Source organism: Candidatus Collinsella stercoripullorum, assembly GCF_027669965.1.
In the GTDB taxonomy this organism is placed as follows: Bacteria; Actinomycetota; Coriobacteriia; order Coriobacteriales; family Coriobacteriaceae; genus Collinsella; species Collinsella stercoripullorum.
Window position 1 is genome coordinate 65,454 of record NZ_JAQECM010000001.1, and the last position, 22,153, is coordinate 87,606.

The 22,153-nt window shown below is 65.3% G+C and carries 18 protein-coding genes and 2 tRNA genes; 9 read left to right on the forward strand and 11 right to left on the reverse strand.

Going from position 1 to position 22,153, the window contains the following annotated elements:
* Positions 1–103: 103 nt before the first annotated feature.
* Positions 104–532 carry an Hsp20/alpha crystallin family protein gene (locus tag PHA29_RS00215; protein WP_270402994.1) on the reverse strand — a complete coding sequence of 143 codons (429 nt, stop codon included), beginning with the start codon at positions 530–532 and terminating at the stop codon, positions 104–106.
* 500 nt (positions 533–1,032) lie between these two features.
* Here PHA29_RS00215 and PHA29_RS00220 point away from each other — a divergent pair, with 500 nt between their 5' ends.
* Positions 1,033–1,299, forward strand: a complete 267-nt coding sequence (locus PHA29_RS00220; protein WP_270402996.1) for a hypothetical protein — start codon at positions 1,033–1,035, stop codon at positions 1,297–1,299.
* Between the two features lie 52 nt (positions 1,300–1,351).
* Positions 1,352–2,572, forward strand: a complete 1,221-nt coding sequence (locus tag PHA29_RS00225) for a cysteine desulfurase family protein (RefSeq protein ID WP_270847399.1) — start codon at positions 1,352–1,354, stop codon at positions 2,570–2,572.
* Positions 2,573–2,653: 81 nt separating this feature from the next.
* On the opposite strand, the gene PHA29_RS00230 is transcribed toward PHA29_RS00225, so the two are convergent.
* Positions 2,654–4,348: a phospho-sugar mutase gene (locus PHA29_RS00230; protein WP_270847400.1), complete on the reverse strand. Its 1,695-nt coding sequence runs from the start codon at positions 4,346–4,348 to the stop codon at positions 2,654–2,656.
* 1,860 nt (positions 4,349–6,208) lie between these two features.
* Here PHA29_RS00230 and PHA29_RS00235 point away from each other — a divergent pair.
* On the forward strand, positions 6,209–6,715 hold the full coding sequence (locus PHA29_RS00235; protein WP_270403000.1) for a nucleotide exchange factor GrpE: 507 nt from the start codon (positions 6,209–6,211) through the stop codon (positions 6,713–6,715).
* A gap of 360 nt (positions 6,716–7,075) precedes the next feature.
* Here PHA29_RS00235 and PHA29_RS00240 read toward each other — a convergent pair.
* A tRNA-Ala gene (locus PHA29_RS00240) sits at positions 7,076–7,151 on the reverse strand.
* Positions 7,152–7,213: 62 nt separating this feature from the next.
* A tRNA-Ile gene (locus PHA29_RS00245) sits at positions 7,214–7,290 on the reverse strand.
* A gap of 179 nt (positions 7,291–7,469) precedes the next feature.
* Between PHA29_RS00245 and PHA29_RS00250 the strand changes: the two genes are divergently transcribed.
* Positions 7,470–7,970, forward strand: coding sequence for a bifunctional nuclease family protein (locus PHA29_RS00250; RefSeq protein ID WP_270403001.1), 501 nt, complete (start codon positions 7,470–7,472; stop codon positions 7,968–7,970).
* 303 nt (positions 7,971–8,273) lie between these two features.
* Here PHA29_RS00250 and gyrA read toward each other — a convergent pair whose 3' ends face one another.
* The 7 genes from gyrA to PHA29_RS00285 all read right to left on the reverse strand — a co-directional run bounded on the left by gyrA (position 8,274) and on the right by PHA29_RS00285 (position 19,603).
* Positions 8,274–11,045: a DNA gyrase subunit A gene (gyrA, locus tag PHA29_RS00255; RefSeq protein WP_270847453.1), complete on the reverse strand. Its 2,772-nt coding sequence runs from the start codon at positions 11,043–11,045 to the stop codon at positions 8,274–8,276.
* A gap of 131 nt (positions 11,046–11,176) precedes the next feature.
* Positions 11,177–13,201: a DNA topoisomerase (ATP-hydrolyzing) subunit B gene (gene gyrB, locus PHA29_RS00260; RefSeq protein WP_270403003.1), complete on the reverse strand. Its 2,025-nt coding sequence runs from the start codon at positions 13,199–13,201 to the stop codon at positions 11,177–11,179.
* A gap of 118 nt (positions 13,202–13,319) precedes the next feature.
* On the reverse strand, positions 13,320–13,910 hold the full coding sequence (locus PHA29_RS00265; RefSeq protein ID WP_270847401.1) for a DciA family protein: 591 nt from the start codon (positions 13,908–13,910) through the stop codon (positions 13,320–13,322).
* On the reverse strand, positions 13,907–15,019 hold the full coding sequence (gene recF / locus PHA29_RS00270; RefSeq protein WP_270847403.1) for a DNA replication/repair protein RecF: 1,113 nt from the start codon (positions 15,017–15,019) through the stop codon (positions 13,907–13,909). The genes PHA29_RS00265 and recF overlap by 4 nt, the downstream gene beginning before the upstream one ends.
* Positions 15,020–15,147: 128 nt before the next feature.
* On the reverse strand, positions 15,148–16,251 hold the full coding sequence (gene dnaN / locus PHA29_RS00275) for a DNA polymerase III subunit beta (RefSeq protein WP_270403009.1): 1,104 nt from the start codon (positions 16,249–16,251) through the stop codon (positions 15,148–15,150).
* Positions 16,252–16,491: 240 nt separating this feature from the next.
* A complete protein-coding gene (locus tag PHA29_RS00280) occupies positions 16,492–18,261 on the reverse strand; it encodes a DnaA ATPase domain-containing protein (RefSeq protein WP_270403010.1) in 1,770 nt (589 codons plus the stop codon).
* A 19-nt stretch (positions 18,262–18,280) separates the two neighbouring features.
* On the reverse strand, positions 18,281–19,603 hold the full coding sequence (locus PHA29_RS00285; protein WP_270847404.1) for an ATP-binding protein: 1,323 nt from the start codon (positions 19,601–19,603) through the stop codon (positions 18,281–18,283).
* A 333-nt stretch (positions 19,604–19,936) separates the two neighbouring features.
* Between PHA29_RS00285 and rpmH the strand changes: the two genes are divergently transcribed.
* From rpmH to PHA29_RS00310, 5 genes are read left to right on the forward strand one after another with little or no spacing between them, the layout of a single operon-like run.
* Positions 19,937–20,080, forward strand: coding sequence for a 50S ribosomal protein L34 (rpmH, locus tag PHA29_RS00290; RefSeq protein ID WP_022387171.1), 144 nt, complete (start codon positions 19,937–19,939; stop codon positions 20,078–20,080).
* Positions 20,081–20,092: 12 nt separating this feature from the next.
* Positions 20,093–20,422, forward strand: coding sequence for a ribonuclease P protein component (rnpA, locus tag PHA29_RS00295; RefSeq protein WP_270403013.1), 330 nt, complete (start codon positions 20,093–20,095; stop codon positions 20,420–20,422).
* Positions 20,415–20,657, forward strand: coding sequence for a membrane protein insertion efficiency factor YidD (gene yidD, locus PHA29_RS00300; RefSeq protein ID WP_270403015.1), 243 nt, complete (start codon positions 20,415–20,417; stop codon positions 20,655–20,657). Before rnpA ends, yidD begins: the two co-directional genes overlap by 8 nt.
* 30 nt (positions 20,658–20,687) lie before the next feature.
* A complete protein-coding gene (locus PHA29_RS00305; protein WP_270403017.1) occupies positions 20,688–21,458 on the forward strand; it encodes a YidC/Oxa1 family membrane protein insertase in 771 nt (256 codons plus the stop codon).
* A 41-nt stretch (positions 21,459–21,499) separates the two neighbouring features.
* Positions 21,500–22,054: a Jag family protein gene (locus PHA29_RS00310; RefSeq protein WP_270403018.1), complete on the forward strand. Its 555-nt coding sequence runs from the start codon at positions 21,500–21,502 to the stop codon at positions 22,052–22,054.
* Positions 22,055–22,153 lie beyond the last annotated feature (99 nt).

A 22,153-nucleotide genomic window follows, 5' to 3' on the forward strand; every position in this document is an offset into this window, starting at 1 on the left:
GACCCCGCATCATGCCAGTCCGCCGCGTCATGAAAAAAAACGGGTCCGGAGCCGCAGCCCCGGACCCGTTCGCGGCGAGTCGCACCCCGCTTTGGATGGCGCGCTAGTCGATGGAGATCTTGGTGACGTTCTTCTTCTCGACGATCTTGGGCACGCTCACGGTCAGCACGCCGTCCGCGTAGCGCGCGGACAGGCCCTCGCAGGCGGCGTCCTTCAGGTACACACCGCGGGTCGCGCTGTAGGAGGTGAACTCCTTCTGCAGGTAGTTCTTGCCCTTGTCCTCCTCCTTCTCCTCGACCTTCACCGCGATGGACAGGCGCCCCTCGTTGAGCTCGACGTCGATATCGTCCTTGCTGACGCCGGTGAGGTAGGCCTTGACCTCGTACGAATCGCCCTTGTCCTCGACGTCCATCGGGAACGCCTTGGTCGACATCGGCGCGGAGGCGAGATCCATCATGTCATCGAAGGCATCGAACAGGGACGTCGCCGGACGGAGACCGAACACCGAACGATACGGAACCATGCTTGCCATACTTATCACTCCTTTGTGATACGCCCTGCTCCCTCCGGGGCGCGGGGACTTCCTTGGTCGTTCATGGTTATGCCCGCATCCGCACTCCCCTATTCACGGCGATTCATATTTTTTAAGCGTCACATTGTCATCAAATCTAAGTGACTCTCACTTAAGTTTATCGAGTCGATGGATATGGAGCGTCTGTAGCGGCGGGCGACGGCACGGACGTTTTTCTTAAAAAGCCATTTCACTCTCGGTCTTGCCCGTACAATGACTGCAGGTGCGGCACCGGATTAAGGGCGGTTATGGACGAGCGCATCGGGTCGACGGGACCCCTGAACAGCGATCGCATGCAGCGCGGGGACGCGATGGATGAGCGTGCCCGCACGGCAGGATACCGGCGCGAGAGCCGCCATATCCCCCAAGAGCCGATCACGGACCCCGGAGCGGAGTATGCGTCGCACGGATATCCTCGACCTGCAAGGGCGACCGGACCGTCGAGACCGACGCGCCGGCATATGGGCGTCGCCACCAACGACCCCACATATCTCCCGGACACGCCCCTGAGCGGCGAGGGGGTCAGGCGCGGCCCCGCACACCCCGTCCCCGAGCCGGGCGAGCGCCGAAGCCTTCATTACGATCGCTACCTCGAGCGCCCCAAGCCGGGAAAATCCATCTTCACCCGCCGCGAGCAGGCTCAGCGCAAAAGAACGCGCGCCCTCGTCCTGCTGGCGGTCCTGATCGTCGCCATCGTCCTGCTGGTCTGGTTCCTCGTCCTCGGCTAACCTGAGGCTGCCAACCGGCTGCCGGGGCAACCTCATGCGGAAAGGACGGCATATGAGCGACGCAAGCTCGCAGGATCCGTATATCTACGCCGACAACGCGGCCACGACGCCGCTGTCCCCTCGCGCCCTCGAGACCATGACCCCCTATCTCACCGAGTCGTTCGGGAACCCCGGGGGCATCCACCGCATCGCGCGCGACGCCGCATGCGCCCTTGAAGGCGCCCGCGCCCGCACGGCGGAACTGCTGGGGGCGCACGCGCACGAGCTCTACCTCACCAGCGGCGGCACGGAGTCCGACAACTGGATTCTCCAGGGGGCGGTGCGCAGGCATCGCGACCTGAACGGGACGAGCCGGCCGGTCCGCGTGATCACGAGCGCCGTGGAGCACCATGCGGTGCTCCACGGATGCCGCATGCTGCGCGAGATGGGCGCGGACGCGGCAATGCTCCCCGTGGACGGCTCCGGCCGGGTCGACCCCGCCTCCCTCTCCGACGCGCTCGACGATGCCGAGCGGGCGGGGGCCGATGTCGCCCTCGTCTCCATCATACTCGCGAACAACGAGGTGGGGACCATCGAGGACATCCCGGTACTCGCGGGGATCTCCCATGAGCGCGGCATCCCCTTCCACACCGATGCGGTCCAGGCGGTCGGGCACATCCCCGTCGATGTCGATGAGCTCGGGGTCGATGCGCTCTCGCTGTCGGCGCACAAGTTCCATGGACCGCGGGGGACCGGGGCCCTCTACCTGAGGGACGGGTTCTCCATACCGCCCATGGTCGAGGGCGGAGGGCAGGAGCGCGGGCTGCGTTCGGGCACGCAGGACGTGGCCTCCGCCGTCGGCATGGCTGCGGCGCTCGAGGAGGCGTGCGAGGACCTCGAGGGTCGCGCGCGGCGCGTGGGGGCGCTCCGCGACCGGCTCGTCTCCACGGTGCTGGAACGCACCCCGGGCGTACGCCCCACCGGCGAGCCCGACCCGCACCGGCGGCTCCCCTCGATCGCATCCTTCATATGCCATGACGTCGACGGCGAGCTGCTCGTGGTGCTTCTCGACCGGGCCGGGGTCGCCGCGGCGACGGGTTCCGCGTGCTCCACGGGATCGACCGAACCGTCGCACGTCATCACCGCGATGGGCTGGGACGACCCTTCGTGGAACCGCGGCACGCTGCGCCTTTCGCTTGCGGACGACGTCACGGACCGCGATATCGACCTCCTGTGCGAGCGCGTCCCCCGGTGCATCGAGCGGGCGCGCCTGCTCTCGGGCTTCTCGCGATAGCCGCCCTCCCCTGCCCCGCGGCATGGAAAAGCCGGGGTCCCCCGGAAGGCGCCCCGGCTCTCTCACCCGTTCGACCGGCCGTTAGCTCAGCAGCTTGCGGCCCGCCTCCTCGATCGCATCGAGCTGCGTGTCCGCGGACGCCGCGTCGGCGCCCTTGGCGAAGATGTACAGCTTGATCTTGGGCTCGGTGCCGGACGGGCGCACGATGGCCTTGTCGCCGCCCTCGAGATCGAACTCGATGACGTTCGCCTTGGGGAGGCCGTTCACGCCGTCCACGTAGTCCACGACCGCCTCGACCTTCGCACCGGCGATCTCCTCCGGTGCGGTCTCGCGCAGAGCAGCCATGATACCTGCCATTTTAGCGGCACCGTCTGCACCAGGATAGGACAGGGAGATGGTGCGGTTGTGGTAGTAGCCGTACTTCTCATACAGCTCGCGCATGGCCTGGACGAGGTTCTTGCCCTGCAGCTTGTAGTACTGCGCCATCTGGCAGATGAGCAGGCTCGCGTTGACGGCGTCCTTGTCGCGCACATGGTCCCCGGAGAGGTAGCCGTAGCTCTCCTCGAACCCGAAGATGTAGCGGTCGACCTGGCCGGCGTCGGACAGGCCGGTGATGATATCGCCGATGTACTTGAAGCCGGTCAGGCAGCGGCGCAGCTCGAAGCCGTACTCCTGGGCGAGCGCGTCGACCATCGCGGAGGAGACGATCGTGGTCACGGCGACCTTGTCGGCCAGGTCCTCGCCGCGCTCGGCGCGCATCTTGCAGATGTAGTCGAGCAGCAGCACGCCCATCTCATTGCCGGTGAGCAGCGTGTAGTCGTCACCGTCCTGGCAGGCGACTCCGACGCGGTCGGCATCGGGATCCGTGGCGAGCAGGAGGTCGGGCTGGACCTCGGCGCACAGGTCGATGCCCTTCTGCATGGCCTCGCGGATCTCCGGGTTGGGATACGGGCAGGTGGGGAAGTCGCCGTCGGGGTCCTTCTGCTCGGGGACGACGGTGATGTCCGTGATGCCCGCGCGGTTGAGGACGGTCGTGACCGGGACGAGACCCGTGCCGTTGAGCGGCGTGTAGACGAGCTTGAGCGGGGCCGCGGCGGACTGCTCCTCGGTCAGGTTGCACACCGAGCACTTGAGGACCGCGTCGTAGTACGCGTCGAGCACCTCGTCGCCGATCCACTTGACCCTGCCCTGCTCCACGGCCTCGTCGAAGTCCATCGTCTTGACGTCGGCGAAGGGGTCCGTCGCGTTCATGGCCGCGGAGATGGCGTCGGCGGCCTCGGAGGTGATCTGGCAGCCGTCCGGACCGTAGGCCTTGTAGCCGTTGTACGGGGCGGGGTTGTGGCTCGCGGTCATGCAGATGCCGCCGGAGCACTGCAGGTAGCGGGTAGCCCAGGACAGCGTCGGCACCGGGGAGATCTTGGGGTACACGTAGGCCGTGACGCCGTTCGCGGCGAGGATGGCTGCGGTCGTCTTGACGAACAGCTCGCCCTTGTTGCGGCTGTCGCGCGCGATGGCGACGGTGGGGTTCTCGAAGTTCTCGTTCAGATAGTTGGCGAAGCCCTGGGTCGCACGACCGACGGTGTAGATGTTCATGCGGTTGGTGCCGGCGCCGATGGTCCCGCGCAGACCGGCGGTGCCGAACGCGAGGTCCTGGAAGAAGGCATCCGTGATGGCATCCTCGTCCCCGGCTTCCTTCATGGCCTTGAGCTCGGCTAGGAGCTCATCGTCCGTGGCGTTTGCGATCCAAGTGTCAAGAAGCTCATGTACGTCCGACATACGTAGCACCTTTCCTCTACCGTATGAACCTTCCGGAACCCGCATGCCCGCGGGCGGCGCGCATAAGGCGCAGCTACTGGAATCTTACGTCATTTGGGTAAAGTCCGGCACATCGCACCGCCCGATGGACGATTTGTCCGGTAGATGCCAGGAGGGGGTCGGATCTGAGACGACCCCCTCTGGGGCACCCACCCGCCTCACGTGCGGGGCGAAGATTCCTTCCGAATCCACCGGGGCAGCGGTCCCTTTCGAATCCAGCACGGCGACGCCTGCTTCTGAATCGAGCGCGGCTGCGGCTCCTTCCAAATCGAGTGCGGCGACGTCCGATTCCGAATCCATCATCAGGGCGTCATCCGAATCTTTCAGGGGCGATATTCGAATCTGGTTCGCATCGGGAGCCGATTTCACGACGCGGTGGGCGATGAACCGGAATGCATCCGCCCTCCGAATCCGCGCGCGATGACGGGAGGGTAGAGGTTCATATCTTGATCTTGTTTCCGCTGGCTGTTCGGTTGATTCGCTTCACCTGAATGATTCCACATCCGATTCTGAATTCGCGTCGAGACGACGTCAGCGCGATTGAGTTACGAAGCATCCAACACATCGACTGCACCATTCACCATTTCACGTCTGATGCAGTCGAGGACGCGGGTGCACTTGCCACACGACTCCCGCGCCGGGAAGACGCCCTGCCGCGCGCGGTCGGGTAGCCCGTCGCCCTGCAAGCTGGGTGAAACAAAGGCGTCCATGGACGCAAAGGTTTCGCTGAGACGACCCCCAAGCGAGATAAACGCGTGCGCGAACGCATTTGTTTCGCCCAGCCTCTTCTCTTCAAATCTCGTGAACCCTCTCCCGGCCACTCTCGCTGCGAACCAAGTGAAACAATCACGTCAATGGACGCGAATATCTCGCTGGAACCAGCTCTCAGCAAAACAATGGCGTCCATGCACGCCAATGTTTCACCCGGGCTTTTTCACCGCAAACGAAGTGAAACAAATGCGTCCATGGACGCGATAATCTCGCTGGGTACAGCTCTCAGCGAGACAAAGGTGTGCATGCACACCTTTGTCTCGCTTCGCAGTCATCCCCATAGCCGTCCTCAGGACGAGGCAACCACGTTCATAGACGTCCTCGACAGATTCGGACTCGGCACACAGAGGATCGGACCGATACGGATGAATCGGTACTCAGATGGGGTTGGTTCGGTAGGCTTGAATCGGTTCCGACGGAATCGGTCGCGTATCGAAGCCCATCGTCGCTTGAATCGTTCGCCATCGCATGCGAGCACTCATCGACTCGTTCGCCGCATCGGACAAGACGGCTCCACGACTCGATAACGGCCGACTCGATCCATTCGCGTCAGGTCTCACCAACGGGCCGACCCCGAATGAACCATCAATGGGAGCACCGTGCGGAGCGCTCGCCGCAATCGACCCTCACATCCGGTCCATTGCGGCTTCCGCAGGCGGTTCTCTACCGAATGCAGCTGAACTCTTCCATCTCCTACCTCGAGGGACGCAGTCGTCCTGCACACCCAGCCGAACCCCGTCCGACTCTTTTTGGGTCGATCCTGCTTCGAATCGCACATCGCATCTCAAACCGATCCGCAATCTCGCACGCTGCGATCCACACAGAGCCATCGAAGCGTACCAATGGCAGGGGATGCGACCCAACGAACGAATCGACGCATCGATGCGTCCTCCGAAACGGCTACCGAACCCCGGACTCGGTCCATTCGAATCCCCGCCGTCTCCGGTTGCACCAAATGATGCGAAGGTGGGGGAGAGCGGGGTATAATCGACCGAACGACCGAACCTATGACGCAGTCCCAACCGACCCAGATTACGACGAGGTGATCGCATGCCGACAATCAAGGAGATCGCAGACGCTACCGGACGGGGAAAATCGACGGTCACCCGCGCGGTCAACGAGCTCGGCCTCCGTGAGAACGGCCATGCGAAGCCGGACGGACCGCGCGGCGCCCTGATCATCGATGCGGAGGGCGCTTCGATGCTCGCTGACTTCCTCACCAAGGGAACCGAGTCGAAGACCGCTCCGGAGTCGGATACGGAGACCGCCTCCCAGCCCCAGATCGATATCGAGGCGATCGTATCGGTCTACCGGGAGAGGATCGATGACCTCAAGGCTCAGATCGAGAGCCTCAACGACCAGCTCTCCATGAAGGACGCCCAGATCAAGGAGCTCAACATCGCCTTGGAGAACGCGCAGGGAGCGGCTAAGGAGGCGCAGACCGAGACGAGGCGCGCACACGACCGCGTCGTCCTCATGGCGAGTGCGGGCGTCTGGGAGCGTCTGACGGGCTTCAAGGGCCTGTTGGGCCCTGCGAGCGATGTAGACGGTCAATAAGCCCGCTTCTCCATAGCGACGCGAACCGAAGGGCCCCATATGGGGCCCTTCGCATGGAGACGGCTTCTGGTAATGAAAAGACCCCGCCGCGGTGAGGTCGTCGAACCATATGGTGGAGGTTAGGGGGATCCGCGGGCGCCGTATCGAACGACACTGCGACCTGCCACCGCTGTTGCCTCTATAGGAAGGGGATCTGCGGCCACCGGGCGGCCGCTCCGGCTGCGGCGCCTGCGGCGCCTTGCCCGCGGTCCCGGGAAACGCTCTCGCGTTTCCACGCGACCGCGCCCCGAACGGGGTTCGACCCCGTGCACGACCCTCAGATATGAAAAGACCCCGCCGCGGCGAGGTCGTCGAACCATATGGTGGAGGTTAGGGGGATCGAACCCCTGACCTCAGGCTTGCAAAGCCCGCGCTCTCCCAGCTGAGCTAAACCCCCAGGTAGTAATAAACACCCCAGCGGCGACTCGGCTCTCGCTGGGGTGTTTATTGCGAAAGAAGTGGTGGACCTGACAAGATTCGAACTTGTGACCTCCCGGTTATCAGCCGGACGCTCTAACCAACTGAGCTACAGGTCCATCGCGCTAGGAAATAATAGCCCAGACGCCGCGCGGGAGTCAACAACTTTTTTAAAAGAAATCTCGCGCCGTGAAAAGAAGGTTCGAAACCGCATATGGCAGCGGTTTTGGGTACTATACCTATTCAGTTCTTTCAAGGAACGCTCCGAGAACGCTTACCACGATTTGGAGGTGCCGTAATGATCCGCGTTGACATCGAGACCATTATCATGGCCTCCGGTCCCGTGCCCTCACTCATCGTCCTGCGCGAGCGCGGGGCGGATTCTTCGACGGACGCGCCCCTGCGCGCGCTTTCCATCCAGACGGGGTCGTACGAGGCCGCCGCCATCAGTCGCGGCATCGATGGGACGGAAGGCACCCGCCCCATCACGCACGATCTGATGCTCGATGCCATCCGCAAGCTCGGCGCGCACGTCGAGCGCGTCGAGATCAACCGTGTCGAGGCACCGGTCTTCTACGCGACCCTCGTTCTTTCCGGGGGCGACCGCACCGAGGTGACCGTCGACGCCCGCCCGAGTGACGCACTGGCCATCGCTGTCCGGTCGAACGCCCCCATCTACGTCGAGGACGAGGTCATGAACCGCGTCGGGAACATCTCGTACCGCACCGACGATGATGCGGAGAAGGAGTTCGAGCAGTTCGATGCGTTCGCGCATTCGGTCTCTCCGGATGACTTCTAACCTGCGTACAGGCTGAGTGGGGGGGAGTAAGACGACGGTCATTCCGACCGATTCACACGAACCGCGCCGGACCGCACCAGACCGCTCTGAACCGCACCGTCTACCGCGCCCCGGGAAGCCCTGAGGCCCTTATCGGTCGTAGCGACCTTCCGGCGCGTCGCGCAGCCGCCCCCTCATCTCAGGCGCGCGCCGCAAATGCGAAAGCGCTGCCATGCGAAAGCACCGCCATGCGAAAGGCCCCGTCCCATACAGGACGGGGCCTTTTTCACAGCCCTTATGAATCGGAGCGCGCCCTGATGAGGTCTACTCGTCCATCAGGTCCTCGAGCGCCTCGTCGCCGCTGCCGATATCGACGTGGTCCTCATCGCGCGGGGCCTCCATCGCTCCGGCCGCCGCGAGGTCGAGCGACTCCTGGCCCTCGGCGACCGCAGGGGCCTTGGCCTTCTTCTTCGCGCTCGTCATACGCGCCACGGCGCAGACCCGGTCGCCGTCGATGACGGACATCATCTTGACGCCCTGGGTGGCGCGGCCGGTCTTGGAGATCTCGTCGGTCTTCACGCGGATGACCGTCGCCATCTCCGTGATGATGAACAGCTCGTGCTGGGGCCCGACCGTCTTCATGGCGGCGAGCTGACCCTTCTTGTCCGTCATCTGGATGGTGTAGACGCCCTGGCCGCCGCGGTTCTGCACCGGGTAGTCGGAGACGGGGGTGCGCTTGCCGTATCCGCGCTCCGTGATCACGAAGAGGTCGCCGCGGCCGTTGGAGATCTCCATGCCCAGCACGCGGGTGTCGCCCTTCATCGTGATGCCGCGGACGCCGCTGGTGTCGCGGCCGGTGGCGCGGACCTGGTCCTCGGCGAAGACGATCGCCTTGCCGGCGGTCGTGGCGAGGATGATCATGTCGCCCTCGCGGACGCGGCGGACGTCGAGCAGGTGGTCGCCGGACTTGAGGTTGATCGCGATGATGCCGTCGCGGCGGCTGCGGTCGTAGGCGCTCATGACGGTCTTCTTGACCATGCCGCTCGCGGTGGCGAACATGAGGTACTCGTTGTCGGGGAACTCCCTGCACGAGATGACGCTCGCGATCTTCTCGCCGTCCTCGAAGGGCAGCAGGTTCACGATGGCGGTGCCGCGCGCCTGGCGCGTGCCGACCGGCAGCTCGTGAACCTTCAGGCGGTACACCTTGCCGCGGTTGGAGAAGAAGAGCACGTACTCATGGGTGCTCGCGATGAACATCTCGTCGATGACATCGTCTTCCTTGAGGTTCGCGCCGGTCACGCCCTTGCCGCCGCGCTTCTGCGCGCGATAGGCGGCCACCGGGATGCGCTTGACGTAGCCGGTGTGGGTGATCGTGACGACCATGTCCTCGTCGGCGATGAGGTCCTCGACGTCCAGGTCGCGCTCGGCGGCGCAGATCTCCGTACGGCGCTTGTCCCCGAACTTGCGGGAGATCTCGCGCATCTCCTCCTTGATGACGCCCAGGATCTTCTCCTCGTGTGCCAGCAGGTCCTCGTAGTAGGCGATGGCACGGCGCAGGCCGTCCAGCTCCTCCTGGATCTTGTCGCGCTCGAGGCCCGTCAGGCGGCGCAGCTTCATCTCGAGGATGGCCGTGGTCTGCTCCGGCGTGAAGCCGAAACGCTCGATCAGGCGGGCGCTCGCCTCGGCGTCGGTGCGCGAGGAGCGGATGATGGAGATGACCTCGTCGATGTGGTCGAGGGCCATGAGGTAGCCCTCGAGGATGTGGGCGCGCGCCTGGGCCTTCTTGAGGTCGAAGCGCGTGCGGCGGGTCACGACGTCGACCTGGTGGTCGATGTAGCAGCGCAGGATCTCACGCAGCGACAGGCACTTGGGCACGCCGTTCACGAGCGCGAGGTTGTTCACGCCGAAGGTGTTCTGCAGCGAGGTGTACTTGTACAGGTTGTTGAGGACGACCTGCGGGATGACGCCCTTCTTGAGCTCGATGACCAGGCGGATGCCCTTGCTGGTCGACTCGTCGCGCATATCGGAGATGCCCTCGATGCGCTTCTCGTTCACGAGCTGGGCGATCTTCTCCTGCAGCGTGCCCTTGTTGACCTGGTAGGGGATCTCGGTGAAGACGAGGCGGTTGCGGCCGGTCTTGGTGGACTCGACATGGGCCTTGGCGCGGACGGTGATCGAGCCGCGGCCGGTCTCGTACGCCTGGTGGATGCCGTCGGACCCCATGATGCGGGCGCCGGTGGGGAAGTCGGGGCCGGGCATCACGGTCATGAGCTCGTCGACCGTGGCGTCAGGGTTGTCGATGAGCATGCAGGTGGCCTCGATGGCCTCCGTGAGGTTATGCGGCGGGATGTTGGTCGCCATGCCCACGGCGATGCCCGAGGAGCCGTTGACCAGCAGGTTGGGGAAGCGGGCGGGCAGGACCTGCGGCTCGGCGAGCGACTCGTCGTAGTTGGGCTGCCAATCGACCGTGTCCTTCTGCAGGTCGCGCAGGAGCTCCATGGCGGGCTTCGCCAGACGGCTCTCGGTGTAGCGCATGGCCGCGGCCGAGTCGCCGTCGATGTTGCCGAAGTTGCCGTGGCCGTCGATCAGCGGGGTGCGCATGGAGAACCACTGGGCCAGGCGGACCATCGTGTCGTACACGGCGACGTCGCCATGGGGGTGGTACTTGCCGATGACCTCGCCGACCGTCCACGCCGACTTCTTGTGCGGGCGGTTGGGGTAGATGCCCGACTCGTTCATGGCGTAGAGGATGCGGCGGTGCACCGGCTTCAGGCCGTCGCGGACGTCGGGCAGGGCGCGGGCGGTGATGACCGACATCGAGTACTCGATGAAGGACTGCTTCATCTCGTGGCCGAACTCCGAGATCTGGAGCGAGCCGCCGTTGATGTCCTCGCCGGCGTCCTGGCCGCGGTCCACGGCGCCGAAGCTCTCCTCGAGCTCACCGTCGTCCTCATCGTCCTCGTCGTCGACGGCGTCGGGGTCGTACCCGACCGTCTCGCCGTCGTCGTTCTGCGTCTCGGCGCGGGCGAGCAGGCGCTTGAGGTCCTCGGGGAGCCCCTCGGAACCCTGTGTGCCCTCCCCGGGCGCGTTGTTCATATCTTCTGCCACGTGCTACCTCCTGGTTCAGTCGTGGTCCGGTTCAGTCTGGTTCGGTCAGACTCAGTCGCGGTCGGCCGGGGGTTGGGTTGAAACGAACCCGTCCCCACCCAACCCCCCAACCCAGCGCGCTAGGCGTCGAGGAAGCGCGCGTCGTGCGCGTGCTTCTCGATGTACTCGCGGCGGTACTCGACCTGGTTGCCCATGAGCTCGCGGACGGCGCGGTCGGCGACGGCGGCGTCCTCGATGGTCACGCGCTGCAGGATGCGCGTCTTGGGATCCATGGTGGTGGAAGCCAGCTGCTTGGGGTCCATCTCACCCAGGCCCTTGTAGCGCTGGACGGTGTAGCCGCGGCGCTTCTTGGTGACCTTGCCCGCGGCGGCGTCGTCCTCGCCCTCATCGGGGTTGAGCCCCAGGCTCTTGATGGTGTCGCGCAGGATCTCCTCCTCCGGCTGGCGGCCGTTGGGGTACACGTAGTGGATCTTGTTGCGCACCTTGATGCCGAAGATGGGCGGGCACGCCACGTACACGTAGCCCGCATCGATGAGCGGCCGCATGTACTTGTAGAAGAACGTGAGCAGCAGGATGCGGATGTGAGCGCCGTCGACGTCGGCGTCGGTCATGATGATGATCTTGTGGTAGCGCGCCTTGGTGATGTCGAAGTCCCCGCCGTCGCCGTTGCCGGTGGTCACACCGCAGCCGATGGCCGTGATGAGCGACTGGATGGTGTCGGAGGAGAACGCGCGGTGGTCGCCCACGCGCTCGACGTTCAGGATCTTGCCGCGCAGCGGGAGGATGGCCTGGATGTCGCGGCGACGGCCGTCCTTGGCCGAGCCGCCGGCCGAGTCGCCCTCGACGATGAACAGCTCGGTCATCTCGGCGTCGCGCACCGAGCAGTCCGCGAGCTTGCCGGGAAGCGAGGCGGTCTCGAGAAGGCTCTTGCGGCGCGTCGCCTCGCGCGCCTTGCGGGCGGCGTTGCGGGCGCGGCTGGCCTGCTGGGCCTTCTTGATGATCTCGCGCGCCTGCTTGGGGTGCTCCTCGAGGTAGTCGGTGAGGCCCTCGGAGACGATCTTGCGCACGAGGGTGCGCATGAAGGAGCTGCCGAGCTTGGCCTTCGTCTGGCCCTCGAACTGCGGGTCGGCGAGCTTGACGGAGATGACCGCGGTCAGGCCCTCGCGCACGTCGTCTCCGGTGAGGTTGCCGTCCTTCTCCTTCAGGATGTTCTGACGGCGCGCGTAATCGTTGATGACGCTCGTGAGCGCGGTGCGGAAGCCCTCGAGGTGCATGCCGCCCTCGGGCGTGTGGATGTCGTTCGCGAAGCTCATAACCGTCTCGGAGTACGAGGTGTTCCACTGCATCGCGATCTCGACCTCGCCGGTGCGGTCGACGGGGACGCCGGGCTCGGAGGCGCCGGACAGGTAGATCGGCTTCTTCAGGCCGTCGGGGATGTCCTTGCCCTCGTTCAGGAACTTGACGAAGTCGATGATGCCGCCCGCATAGCAGAACTCGTCGACGCGGGGGGCGAGCTCGCGCTCGTCGCGCAGGACGATCTTCAGGTTCTTGTTGAGGAAGGCGGTCTCCTGAAGGCGGTTGCGCAGGATGTCGTAGTCGTAGACCGTGGTCTCGAAGATCTCCTCGTCCGGCCAGAAGGTGGTCGTGGTGCCCGTGGTCTTGGAGGTGCCGACCTCGACCATCTTCTGCGTCGTCTTGCCGCGGGAGAACTGCATCTCGTAGATCTTGCCGTCGCGGCGGACCTGCACGACCATCTTCTTGGAGAGGGCGTTCACGACGGAGACGCCGACGCCGTGGAGGCCGCCGGACACCTTGTACGCCGAGTTGTCGAACTTGCCGCCCGCGTGGAGGATCGTCATGACGACCTCGAGGGTCGGGATCTTCTTGACGGGGTGCTTGTCCACCGGAATGCCGCGGCCGTTGTCCACGACGGTGATGGAGTTGTCGGGGTGCACCGTGACCTCGATCTTGGTGCAGAAGCCGGCCATGGCCTCGTCCACGGAGTTGTCGACGATCTCCCACACGAGGTGGTGAAGGCCGCTCGAGCTCGTGGAGCCGATATACATGCCGGGGCGCTTCCGGACGGCTTCGAGACCCTCGAGGATCTTGATCTCGTTCCCGCCGTACTCGTTCTTCTTCGCCACGCACTTCTCCTTTTCCTTTGGAAATGCCTAACCTTCAATAGTTTAGTAGATAAAAAGGGGTATCTCGACATGGTCGAAATACCCCTACAAGACAACCAGACGCCGAATGAGGCCGCATTCAGCCCTCCGGGGCGGTACGGGACTCGAGGCTCGCGCGCATGGCGTTTTTCAGCGCGTCGCGCAGCCGGGTGTCGCCGATGGCGGAGACCTCGTCGTCCAGGGCGCGCTCCTCGGCGGCGGAGAGGCTGCGGTGCGGTGCGGCCTCCTTGCGGGGCGGGCGGCCGACGGGATGCGCGGCGGTAGCGGTGGCGGCGGAGGAGGCGGACGGCTGACGGCGGATGTAGTCCTCGCGCGACCGCAGGACCTTGATGTCGGAGACGTCCACGCCGCGCAGGTGCATGCGCGCCCGGATGATCTCGCGCATCATGGTGAGCTCGGCCACCCAGGTCGCGCCGTCGGCGTAGACGATGAGCTCGTCGGTTTCCGCCGCGTAATGCAGGCCCGTCACGTGGGCGCCCTCGCGGGTCCCCGCGCAGACGTCGTTCCACGCCTGGAAGACGCGGCCGCGGGCCTCGGCGGCGCGCATCTGGGCGCGCCGCGTCTCCGAGGCCCCGTCCATGATGCGGCGGCGCTCGGCGGGCAGGAAGTCGGCCAGGCTGTGCGTCTCCCCGGCGCGGTCGCGGCGCGCCGTCCCCCCGTGCGAGCTCATCGAACGTCCCTCTCGTCCGAACCGATCCGCACCACGGCGGCGCGGTCGAGCACCTCGTCGGTGAAGTACCCGAGGTTGGTGGTGGTGATGACCGTCTGGATCTCGTCGGCGATGAACCGCACCACCGACTCGCGGCGCGCGGCGTCCAGCTCGCTCATCACGTCGTCGAGCAGCAGGATCGGGTAGCGCCCCAGGATGTCCCGGGTCACCTCGACCTCCGCGATCTTCCATGCGAGCACCAGGCTGCGCTGCTGCCCCTGGCTCGCGAAGGACCGGGCCTCGCGGCCGTCGATCATGAAGACGACCTCGTCTCTGTGCGGGCCGACGAGCGTGAGGCCGCGGCGGCGCTCCTCCTCGCGCGTCTCCGCGAGCGCACGGGAGAGATGGGAGGCGACCGCCTCGCGGTCGCGGGACTCGTCCGCCGGGATATCGCCGACCGAGGCGCGGTAGCGGACGTCGACCGTTTCACGTGGAGCGATGGCCCCGTACACCTCGACCAGGCGGGTGCGGACGCGCTCCAGGAGTGCGAGGCGGTGCACGAGCACCGAGGCGCCCGCCGAGACGATCGCGTCGTCCCAGGCGGCGAGGAGCTCCGCGGGGACGAAGCGGTCCTTGAGCAGGTTGTTCCGCTGCTCGAGCGCCCGCTCGTAGGTCGAGACGAGCTGCGCGTAGCTCTCGTTGAGCTGCACCCCGAAGTCATCGAGGGCGGCGCGGCGGACGCTCGCCGAGCGCTTGATCATGTCGAGGTGGTCGGGGCAGAACAGGACGCTCGGAAGCACGCCGCGGACGCCTGCGGCGGTGACGCGCTTCCCGTTGCGGCTGAACGAGCGTCGGCCGCGCTCCGAGACGAGCCCCATATCCAGGCGGCGGCCGTCGCCCTCGAGCAGCAGCGCCGCCTCCGCACGGGACGCCCCCGTCCGGACGAGGTCGGCGGGGGAGGGGCGCCGGAACGACTGGCCGGCGGTCAGGAGCTGCAGGGCCTCGACCAGATTGGTCTTCCCCGCGGCGTTGGGGCCCGCGAGCACGGTGACGCCCTCGGAGAGGGCGAGCTCGTACGCCTCATAGCTGCGGAAGTCACGGACCTTGAGGGCCCGCGCGTAGATTCCCAACGATACCCCACCTCCCTTCGTGGACCGTCACCGGCCGCCGTCGCAGGGGCGGCCGAGCCCGCACCGCAGGGCCGCCCGGGGCGGCGGGGCCCACGAGGCGGCGGAGGCGGCGCGGCGCGGAAACGCGACTAGATGCGGACGGGCATGACCAGGTAGAGGTAGTTGATCTTGTCGTAGGACTTGAAGATGCCCGCCTGGCTGTAGCTCTGCAGCTCCAAGGTGAGCTCCTTCTCCCGGTTCAGCACGTTCAGGCACCCGAAGATGTAGTGGTAGTTGAAGGCGATGACGCCCGAGGCGCCCTCGACCTCGACGTCGATGGTCTCGGCGGCCTGGTCCTGGTCGTTCGAGATCGCGGACAGCCCCATGGAGCCGGTCTCGGCCGAGATCTCGAACTTCACGGCGGAATTCGCCTGCGCGACGACCGCGACGCGCTTGAGCGCGGCGGAGAACGACTCGACGTCGATCTTCACCGTGGTCGCGCAGGTCGCGGGCAGCAGCGCCTTGTAGTTGGGGTAGGTGCCCTCGATGCGGCGCGAGACGTAGGTGGTGTTGCCCGCGGCGAAGACCACCTGGGTGTCGGTCGAGCCGATCATGATCGTCGGCTGGCCGCCCATGATGTTGAGCGCGTCGTTGAACGCCTCCGCCGGCACGTTGAGCTCGAAGCTCCCCTCGAGGGACGAGGTCTCCACCTGCGTATCGCACACAGCGAGACGGTAGGAGTCGGTCGCGACGAGGCGGACCGTGTTGTTCTCGACCGTCATGTAGACGCCGTTCAGGACCGGGCGGTTCTTGTCGGTCGAGGTGACGCGCCAGACGCGGCCGACCATCTCGGACAGGATGTCGCACGGCAGCTCCACGGAGCGCTCGAGGGCGATGGTGGGGAACTCGGGGAAGTCCGCCGGATCGAGGGTGTTCAGGCGGAAGGAGCTCTTCTCGCAGGTGATGGAGACCTGCCTGTCCGCGACCTCGAAGGAGACGGGGGCGTCGGGGAGGGTCTTGGTGATGTTGGACAGCATCTTGCAGGGGATGACGGTCTCGCCCTCCTCCTCGACGCGCGCCGCGATGCGGTGGCGGATCGAGATGGTGTAGTTCGATGTATGGAACTCGAGGACGCCCTCGGTTGCGCGGATGAGCACACCGGAGAGGATGGGGAGCGTGCTCGCCCCCGCGACGCCCTTCATGACGATCGAGAGCGCCTCGGAGAGCGCCGGTTGGCTGACGGTGAATCTCATGTGGCCGGTCCCTTCTTTTATATATCTATCTATATATCTACATCTAACAATAGTAATAAGCCTGTCGACGGTGTCGAAGAACGACATATCCCCAGATGGGGTCCGATATTTTTATCGTCTCGCGGATGTCGAGAACCGGCCCTGCTTTCGACAGCCGGTTTTGAACACCCATCCTTTGCACCGCCTCCTTCTCGTTTTCAACAGGTTCTGCCGAATCTTTCAAATGGTTTTCAACAGGTGTCACGACTTGATGAGGATGACGTTCCGGAGCTGCTGGAGCTCCTCTCCGAACCGCGCGTCCTCCTTCATCTTCTTCTCGACCACCTCGATGCTGTGGATCGCCGTGGTGTGGTTGCGGCCGAAGGCCTCGCCCACCGCCACCAGGGACAGCTCGCACATGCTGTTGGCGAGGTAGATGGCGACGTGGCGCGGGAAGGCGATGTTCTTGGTGCGCTTGCGGCTGATCATGTCCTCATGGCTCACGTGGTAGAACTCCTCCACGACGCCCTGCACGGTGTCGATGCGGACCTTCTTGCGCGCCGTGTCGAAGTACTCGTCGGCGATCGCGTCGATATCGGTCGCCGTGAGCTCGCCTCCTGCCTGCTCCTTCTCGTAGGAGAGGCCCGCGCAGCGCTCGCAGAAGCTCTCGAGCTCGCGGATGTTGTTGCCCGAGATGTCCGCCATATGGCGCAGGTGGTCGTCCGTGAGGTGGCCCTCCTCGAGCGCGATCCCGTCGAGGATCGAGATGCCGTCGGCATGCGGGGTCTCCGCCGCGTTCGCGCAGATGGTGTTCTCGTAGTAGTACTTGAGGATGCGGTACTTGGTCTCGAAGCTCGGCTCGGAGACCAGGCAGAGCATGCCGGAGTTGAAGCGGCTCGTGAGGCGCTCGTCCATCTCCAGCTTCTTGGGGGCGCGGTCCGAGGCGATGACGATCTTCTTGTTCTCGCGGATGAACTCGTCTACCAGCTGGAAGAAGAATTCGATGGACGCCTGGCGCCCGATGATGTTCTGGATGTCGTCGATGATCAGCACGTCCGCGTTGCGGTACTCGCGCATGATCGGCTCGCCCGGTCCGCGCTGCGACCCGAGGTCGCGCATGTAGTCGTCGAGGTACGCCTGGCTGTTCGCGTACTTGACGCGGATGTAGGGCTTCTCGCTCGCCAGGTAGTTCTTGATGGCGAAGAGCAGGTGCGTCTTCCCGAGCCCCGAGTTGCCGTATATGAACAGGCTCGTGCATTGCCCCGGCTCGTCCGCGAACGCCGCGAACCGCGCGGCGGACTGGTAGGCGTGGCGGTTCTCGTCGCCGAGGACGAAGTTTTCGAACGTGAACTTGGCGTTGATGCCCACGGCGGGGTAGGGTCCGTCCGATCCGTCGGACGTATCGGCCGCGGCCGCCGCGTCGGGTGCAGGCTGCGGGGCGGGCCCCGCCGCGGGCGCCGGCGCCTGCGCGGCCCCGTCCTCCCGCTTCATGTCCGCCATCATGCGGCGGAACTGGTCGGGCGACATGGTGTTGGTCACGCTCACGCGCCGCGGCCCTCCCTCCGCGGGCACGGCGAGCGCCGGTCCGCTGTGGTGCGATGCGGTTCCGGGTTCGGTCCGCGGTGCGGTGGAGGCCGCGTGTGCGACGACGGGTCCCATACCGCTTACCTGGTATGATGCAGTCGGCCTCTCTTCCTCGGTCATCGGCTTGCCCGCCTCGGAGCGCGCTTGGGGCGCGGTCGGCTGAACCGGTTCGGTGCGCGAGGTCGGGGTCCCCTCGTCGACCTGGGGGACGGTTATGTTGAGGGCGAGCGGGGCGAAGGCGATCTCCTCCAGGTACCGCTCGATCACCGTGCGCTGCTTCACCAGATACGAGTAGGCGAACCTGCTCGGCGCCTCGATCGTGAGGGCGTCCTCGGTGAGGTTGGTCGCCCGCGCGCTTGCGAGCATGTTGATAAGCCGCGTGTCGAGACCGTCGCGCTGGCAGAACGCGATCGCGTCGTCGAGCAGAAGCCGTGCCTCGTTATCCATCGTTCACCTCGGTTCCCGATTACTGCTGGTCCGTCTTGGATGCCAGGTGCGCCCGCCCGGCGTCGGTCAGGAAGCGCTTCTGCCCTCGCTTGACCACCAGTCCCTGGCTGCTGAGCGTCTCGAGCTCGCGGGACCAGGTGGGGGCGGAGGACCCGTAGGCGTGCGCGAGGTCCGTCGGCCCGCCGCTTCCGTGCTCCGCCAGGTAGGCAAGGGCCGCCTCGCCGCGCTCGCTCACGAACGCGGCGCCCGCCGGCGCCCCGCCTCCCGCCTGCCCGGCGGCGCCGACTTGGCTCCCGGGGCCCGCCGGGGGGTACCCCTGGGGAGGAACTCCCTGATAGGCGGGGTAGGGGGCATAGGGTTGAGCAGGGTATCCCTGCCCGGCAGGCGGCTGCGGGGGATAGGGCTGCATGTACGGTTGCTGGGCATAGGGCTGCGGGTAGGCCGCCGCCGCGCCCTGCGGCATCCCCGCGGCGCCGAATGCCCCTGCGCCGGGATAGGCCTGATGGTAGCTGTAGGGCTGCGGGGGATATCCGGCGGCCTGCCAGGGGTTTCCTCCTCCTGCCGGCGCCCCCGGGTAGGGTGCCTGGGCTGCCGCGAACCCGGTCGGCGCCGCGCCATCGGGCATCGGGGCCCCCGGTGCCGTGGGGGCTGCCTGCGCGCCCGCGCCCGTCGGGGCTCCGGGGCCGAGCGCCGCTCCGCCCTCGATCTCCGCCGCGCCGCGCACGGCGGCCCCCCGCCCGTGCGCCCGCTCGATCTCGGCGGCCCGCGCGGGGGCTATGGATACGGTCACGACCGTGCCCTGGTGCAGGTTGTCCTCGATGGACACCGCCCCGCCGGCATTCTCCAGGTACTGCTGGACCATGGGGAACCCGGCCCCCGTGCCCCTGATATAGCGTTTCTGGTTGCGGTCGGCGCTCGTCACGCCGAATTCGAACGCGCGCTCCTTGTCGTCGATGCCCGGCCCCTGGTCCGCGAAGCGGATGGTGTTCCCGTCATCGAGGATGGAGATGATGGGCTCGACGAAGTTCGCGTGGATGAAGTTCTCGACGATCTCGCGGATGACCATGAGCGAGATCCCGCCGCCCTGCTCCTTCATGCAGCGGTACACGGTGTTCGTAATCTCCTCGAGGTAGGTGCGCACGTCCTTGGGCGCGATGACGATCACCCGGGGGGTGGAGAGCATGTCGTCGTAGATGGCGATGCGGGTGGCGTAGGACACCTGCTCGGCGGCGTTCATATCCACAGCCTGCGCCCGCAGCTCGTCAGCGCCCCCACCGGTGATGTGGGCGTTATCCGGCGCGGGGTCACCCGAGTCGACGAATGGGTAGAAGTCATCGGACATGGTCTTCGCAATCTATGTATGTGGGCAGCCTCTACAGAATATCAGCTCGCCGTTCCGCACCTTTCAACAAGTTTTCCAATTCTGTTGAAAACTTTCGCACGGACATGAAAAGTTATCGACAGTTTCAACGCTACCTGTGGAAAACTCCCTGAAAGAACGTGAAAGATTTGCACAACGGTTCAAAACCTTTCGAAACCTGAGGCGCGCGTGGAGGACCTGTGCTGATATGCCCGCCGTTTCGTTGACATTTGCGCAGCATATTCCTACAATCTCTAAGCTCACGTGTCTATATCGTGTACGCACACGAAATGCAGCAGCAGGAGGAAACCAACCATGAAGCGTACGTACCAGCCCAACAAGCGTAAGCGCGCCAAGACCCACGGCTTCCGCGCCCGTATGGCCACCAAGGGCGGCCGCGCCGTCCTCGCCCGTCGTCGCGCCAAGGGCCGCAAGCGCCTGACCGTTAGCGATAAGTAGCATGCGTCTCGCATGAGGACGATCAAATCTCGACGTGACTTCGAGCGCGTCTTCCATCAGGGGAGGAGCTATCGGCATCCTCTGATGCGCATGACGGTTTGCAGCGTCGAACACGAAGGCGATCCTGGGCGGGTCGCCTTCGTTGCTGCGAAGCGCCTCGGTTGCGCGGTGGTGCGCAACCGTTCGAAGCGCGTCCTGCGCGAGGCGGCCCGCGCCTGCGGCCTCCCGCGACCGGGATACGAGCTGATCCTGTTCGCGACCCCGCGCACCCGGACGTCCTCTCCGAGCGAGATGCAGGCCGCACTCCGGTCGCTGTCCGCTCGGGCGGGTATCGATGGATAACAAGGCTGAAGTTCAAGCGCACCTGCCGCGGCGGATCGCCGTCGCCGCGGTGCGCTTTTATCAATCGGTCATCTCCCCGTTGCTGCCCGATTCGTGCATCTACACGCCGACCTGTTCGCAGTACGCCGTCGAGGCGATCGGGAAGTACGGCGTCCTGAAGGGCTGCTGGCTGGGGTTCCGCCGCATCCTGCGGTGCAACCCCTGGCGAGCCGGCGGCTACGACCCCGTGCCGTAAGGCGCGTCGCAATCATCGGAGGTTACATACATGTGGGACTGGATCGTTACCATCCTCTTCCAAATCCTGAAGCTCATCCAGGGCTTCGCGGTTGACTGGGGCCTGTCCATCATCATCCTGGTCGTCATCATCCGACTCATCCTGACGCCCCTCATGCTCAAGTCCTCGCGCTCTACGGCGCGCATGCAGGTGCTTCAGCCCAAACTCATGGAGCTTCAGGAGCGCTATGCGGACGACCCGCAGCGCCAGGCCGAGGAGATGCAGAAGTTCTACGCCGAGAACAAGTTCAACCCCTTCGGCAGCTGCCTGCCCCTCCTCATCCAGATGCCGATCCTGTTCGCGCTGTTCACGCTGCTCAACAACCTCCCGCAGTATTTCTCCGGCGAGAACTTCTCCTTCTACGGCATCCTCCCGGACCTCCAGGCCACCCCGAGCGGCACGCTCTCCCAGGGGATGGACGTCGCCGCCCCCTACCTTATCGCGCTTATCCTGTTCGCCGTGCTCACCCTCATCCCGCAGCTGTATATGGCGCGCAACCAGACCGGCCAGCAGGCCTCCAGCATGCGCATGATGGCGGTCGTCATGGCGGTTATGATGCTCTGGATCGGCTGGAACCTCCCCGCGGGCGTCCTGCTGTACTACGACGTCTCCTCCGCCTGGCAGGTCGCTCAGCAGCTCTTCGTCACGCAGCGCGTCATTGACAAGGCGAAGAAGGAAGAGGAGGAGCGCATGTCGAACGCCCCCATCGAGGTGGATGTCGTCCGCCGCGAGCGCAAGCAGCGCCCTCATAAGAAGCGCTAAGGTCTACTGACTTATTAGGTACCTAACTATTGGAGTGTGCCATGTCTGAGGAACTTCAGGAAGCAACGGTCGAGGTCATCGGTCAGTACCCCAAGATCGCGGAGCGCTATAAGGCGGGTGAGGAGCTGACGGACGAGGAGCTCGACACCATAGCTGACGTCGCCGTCTCCATCCTACGCGACCTGCTCGGGTTCTTCGATGCCTCCGATTCCCCCATCGACGAGTACGAGGGTGATGACGGGGAGCTTATCCTCGATGTGACCGCTCCCGACCTCGCGGTGCTCATCGGCCGTCACGGCCGTACCCTCGAGTCGCTGCAGTCCCTCTTCTCCCTGCTCGTCAGCCGCCGCCTCGGTTTCCGCTATCCCGTGGCCGTGGATGTCGAGGGCTACAAGAGCCGCCGTCATGACAAGGTCATCTCCATGGCCCGCTCCGCAGCCGCGCGCGCCGTGCGTCAGCACTCGACGGTCAATCTTCCTCCTATGAGCGCATATGAGCGTCGTCTCGTTCATATCGCTCTGCGCGATGACGACCGGGTCGACACCCATTCCGAGGGCTCCGATCCTGAACGACGGGTTGTCATCACGGTCCTGTAGACCTGTCCTCCATCCTGCTTCTGTTGGGGCGTACCGAACGGTGCGCCCTTTTCTTTTGTGTTTGCGACTTATGGGTGCAATCATACCTGTCTCTACCTG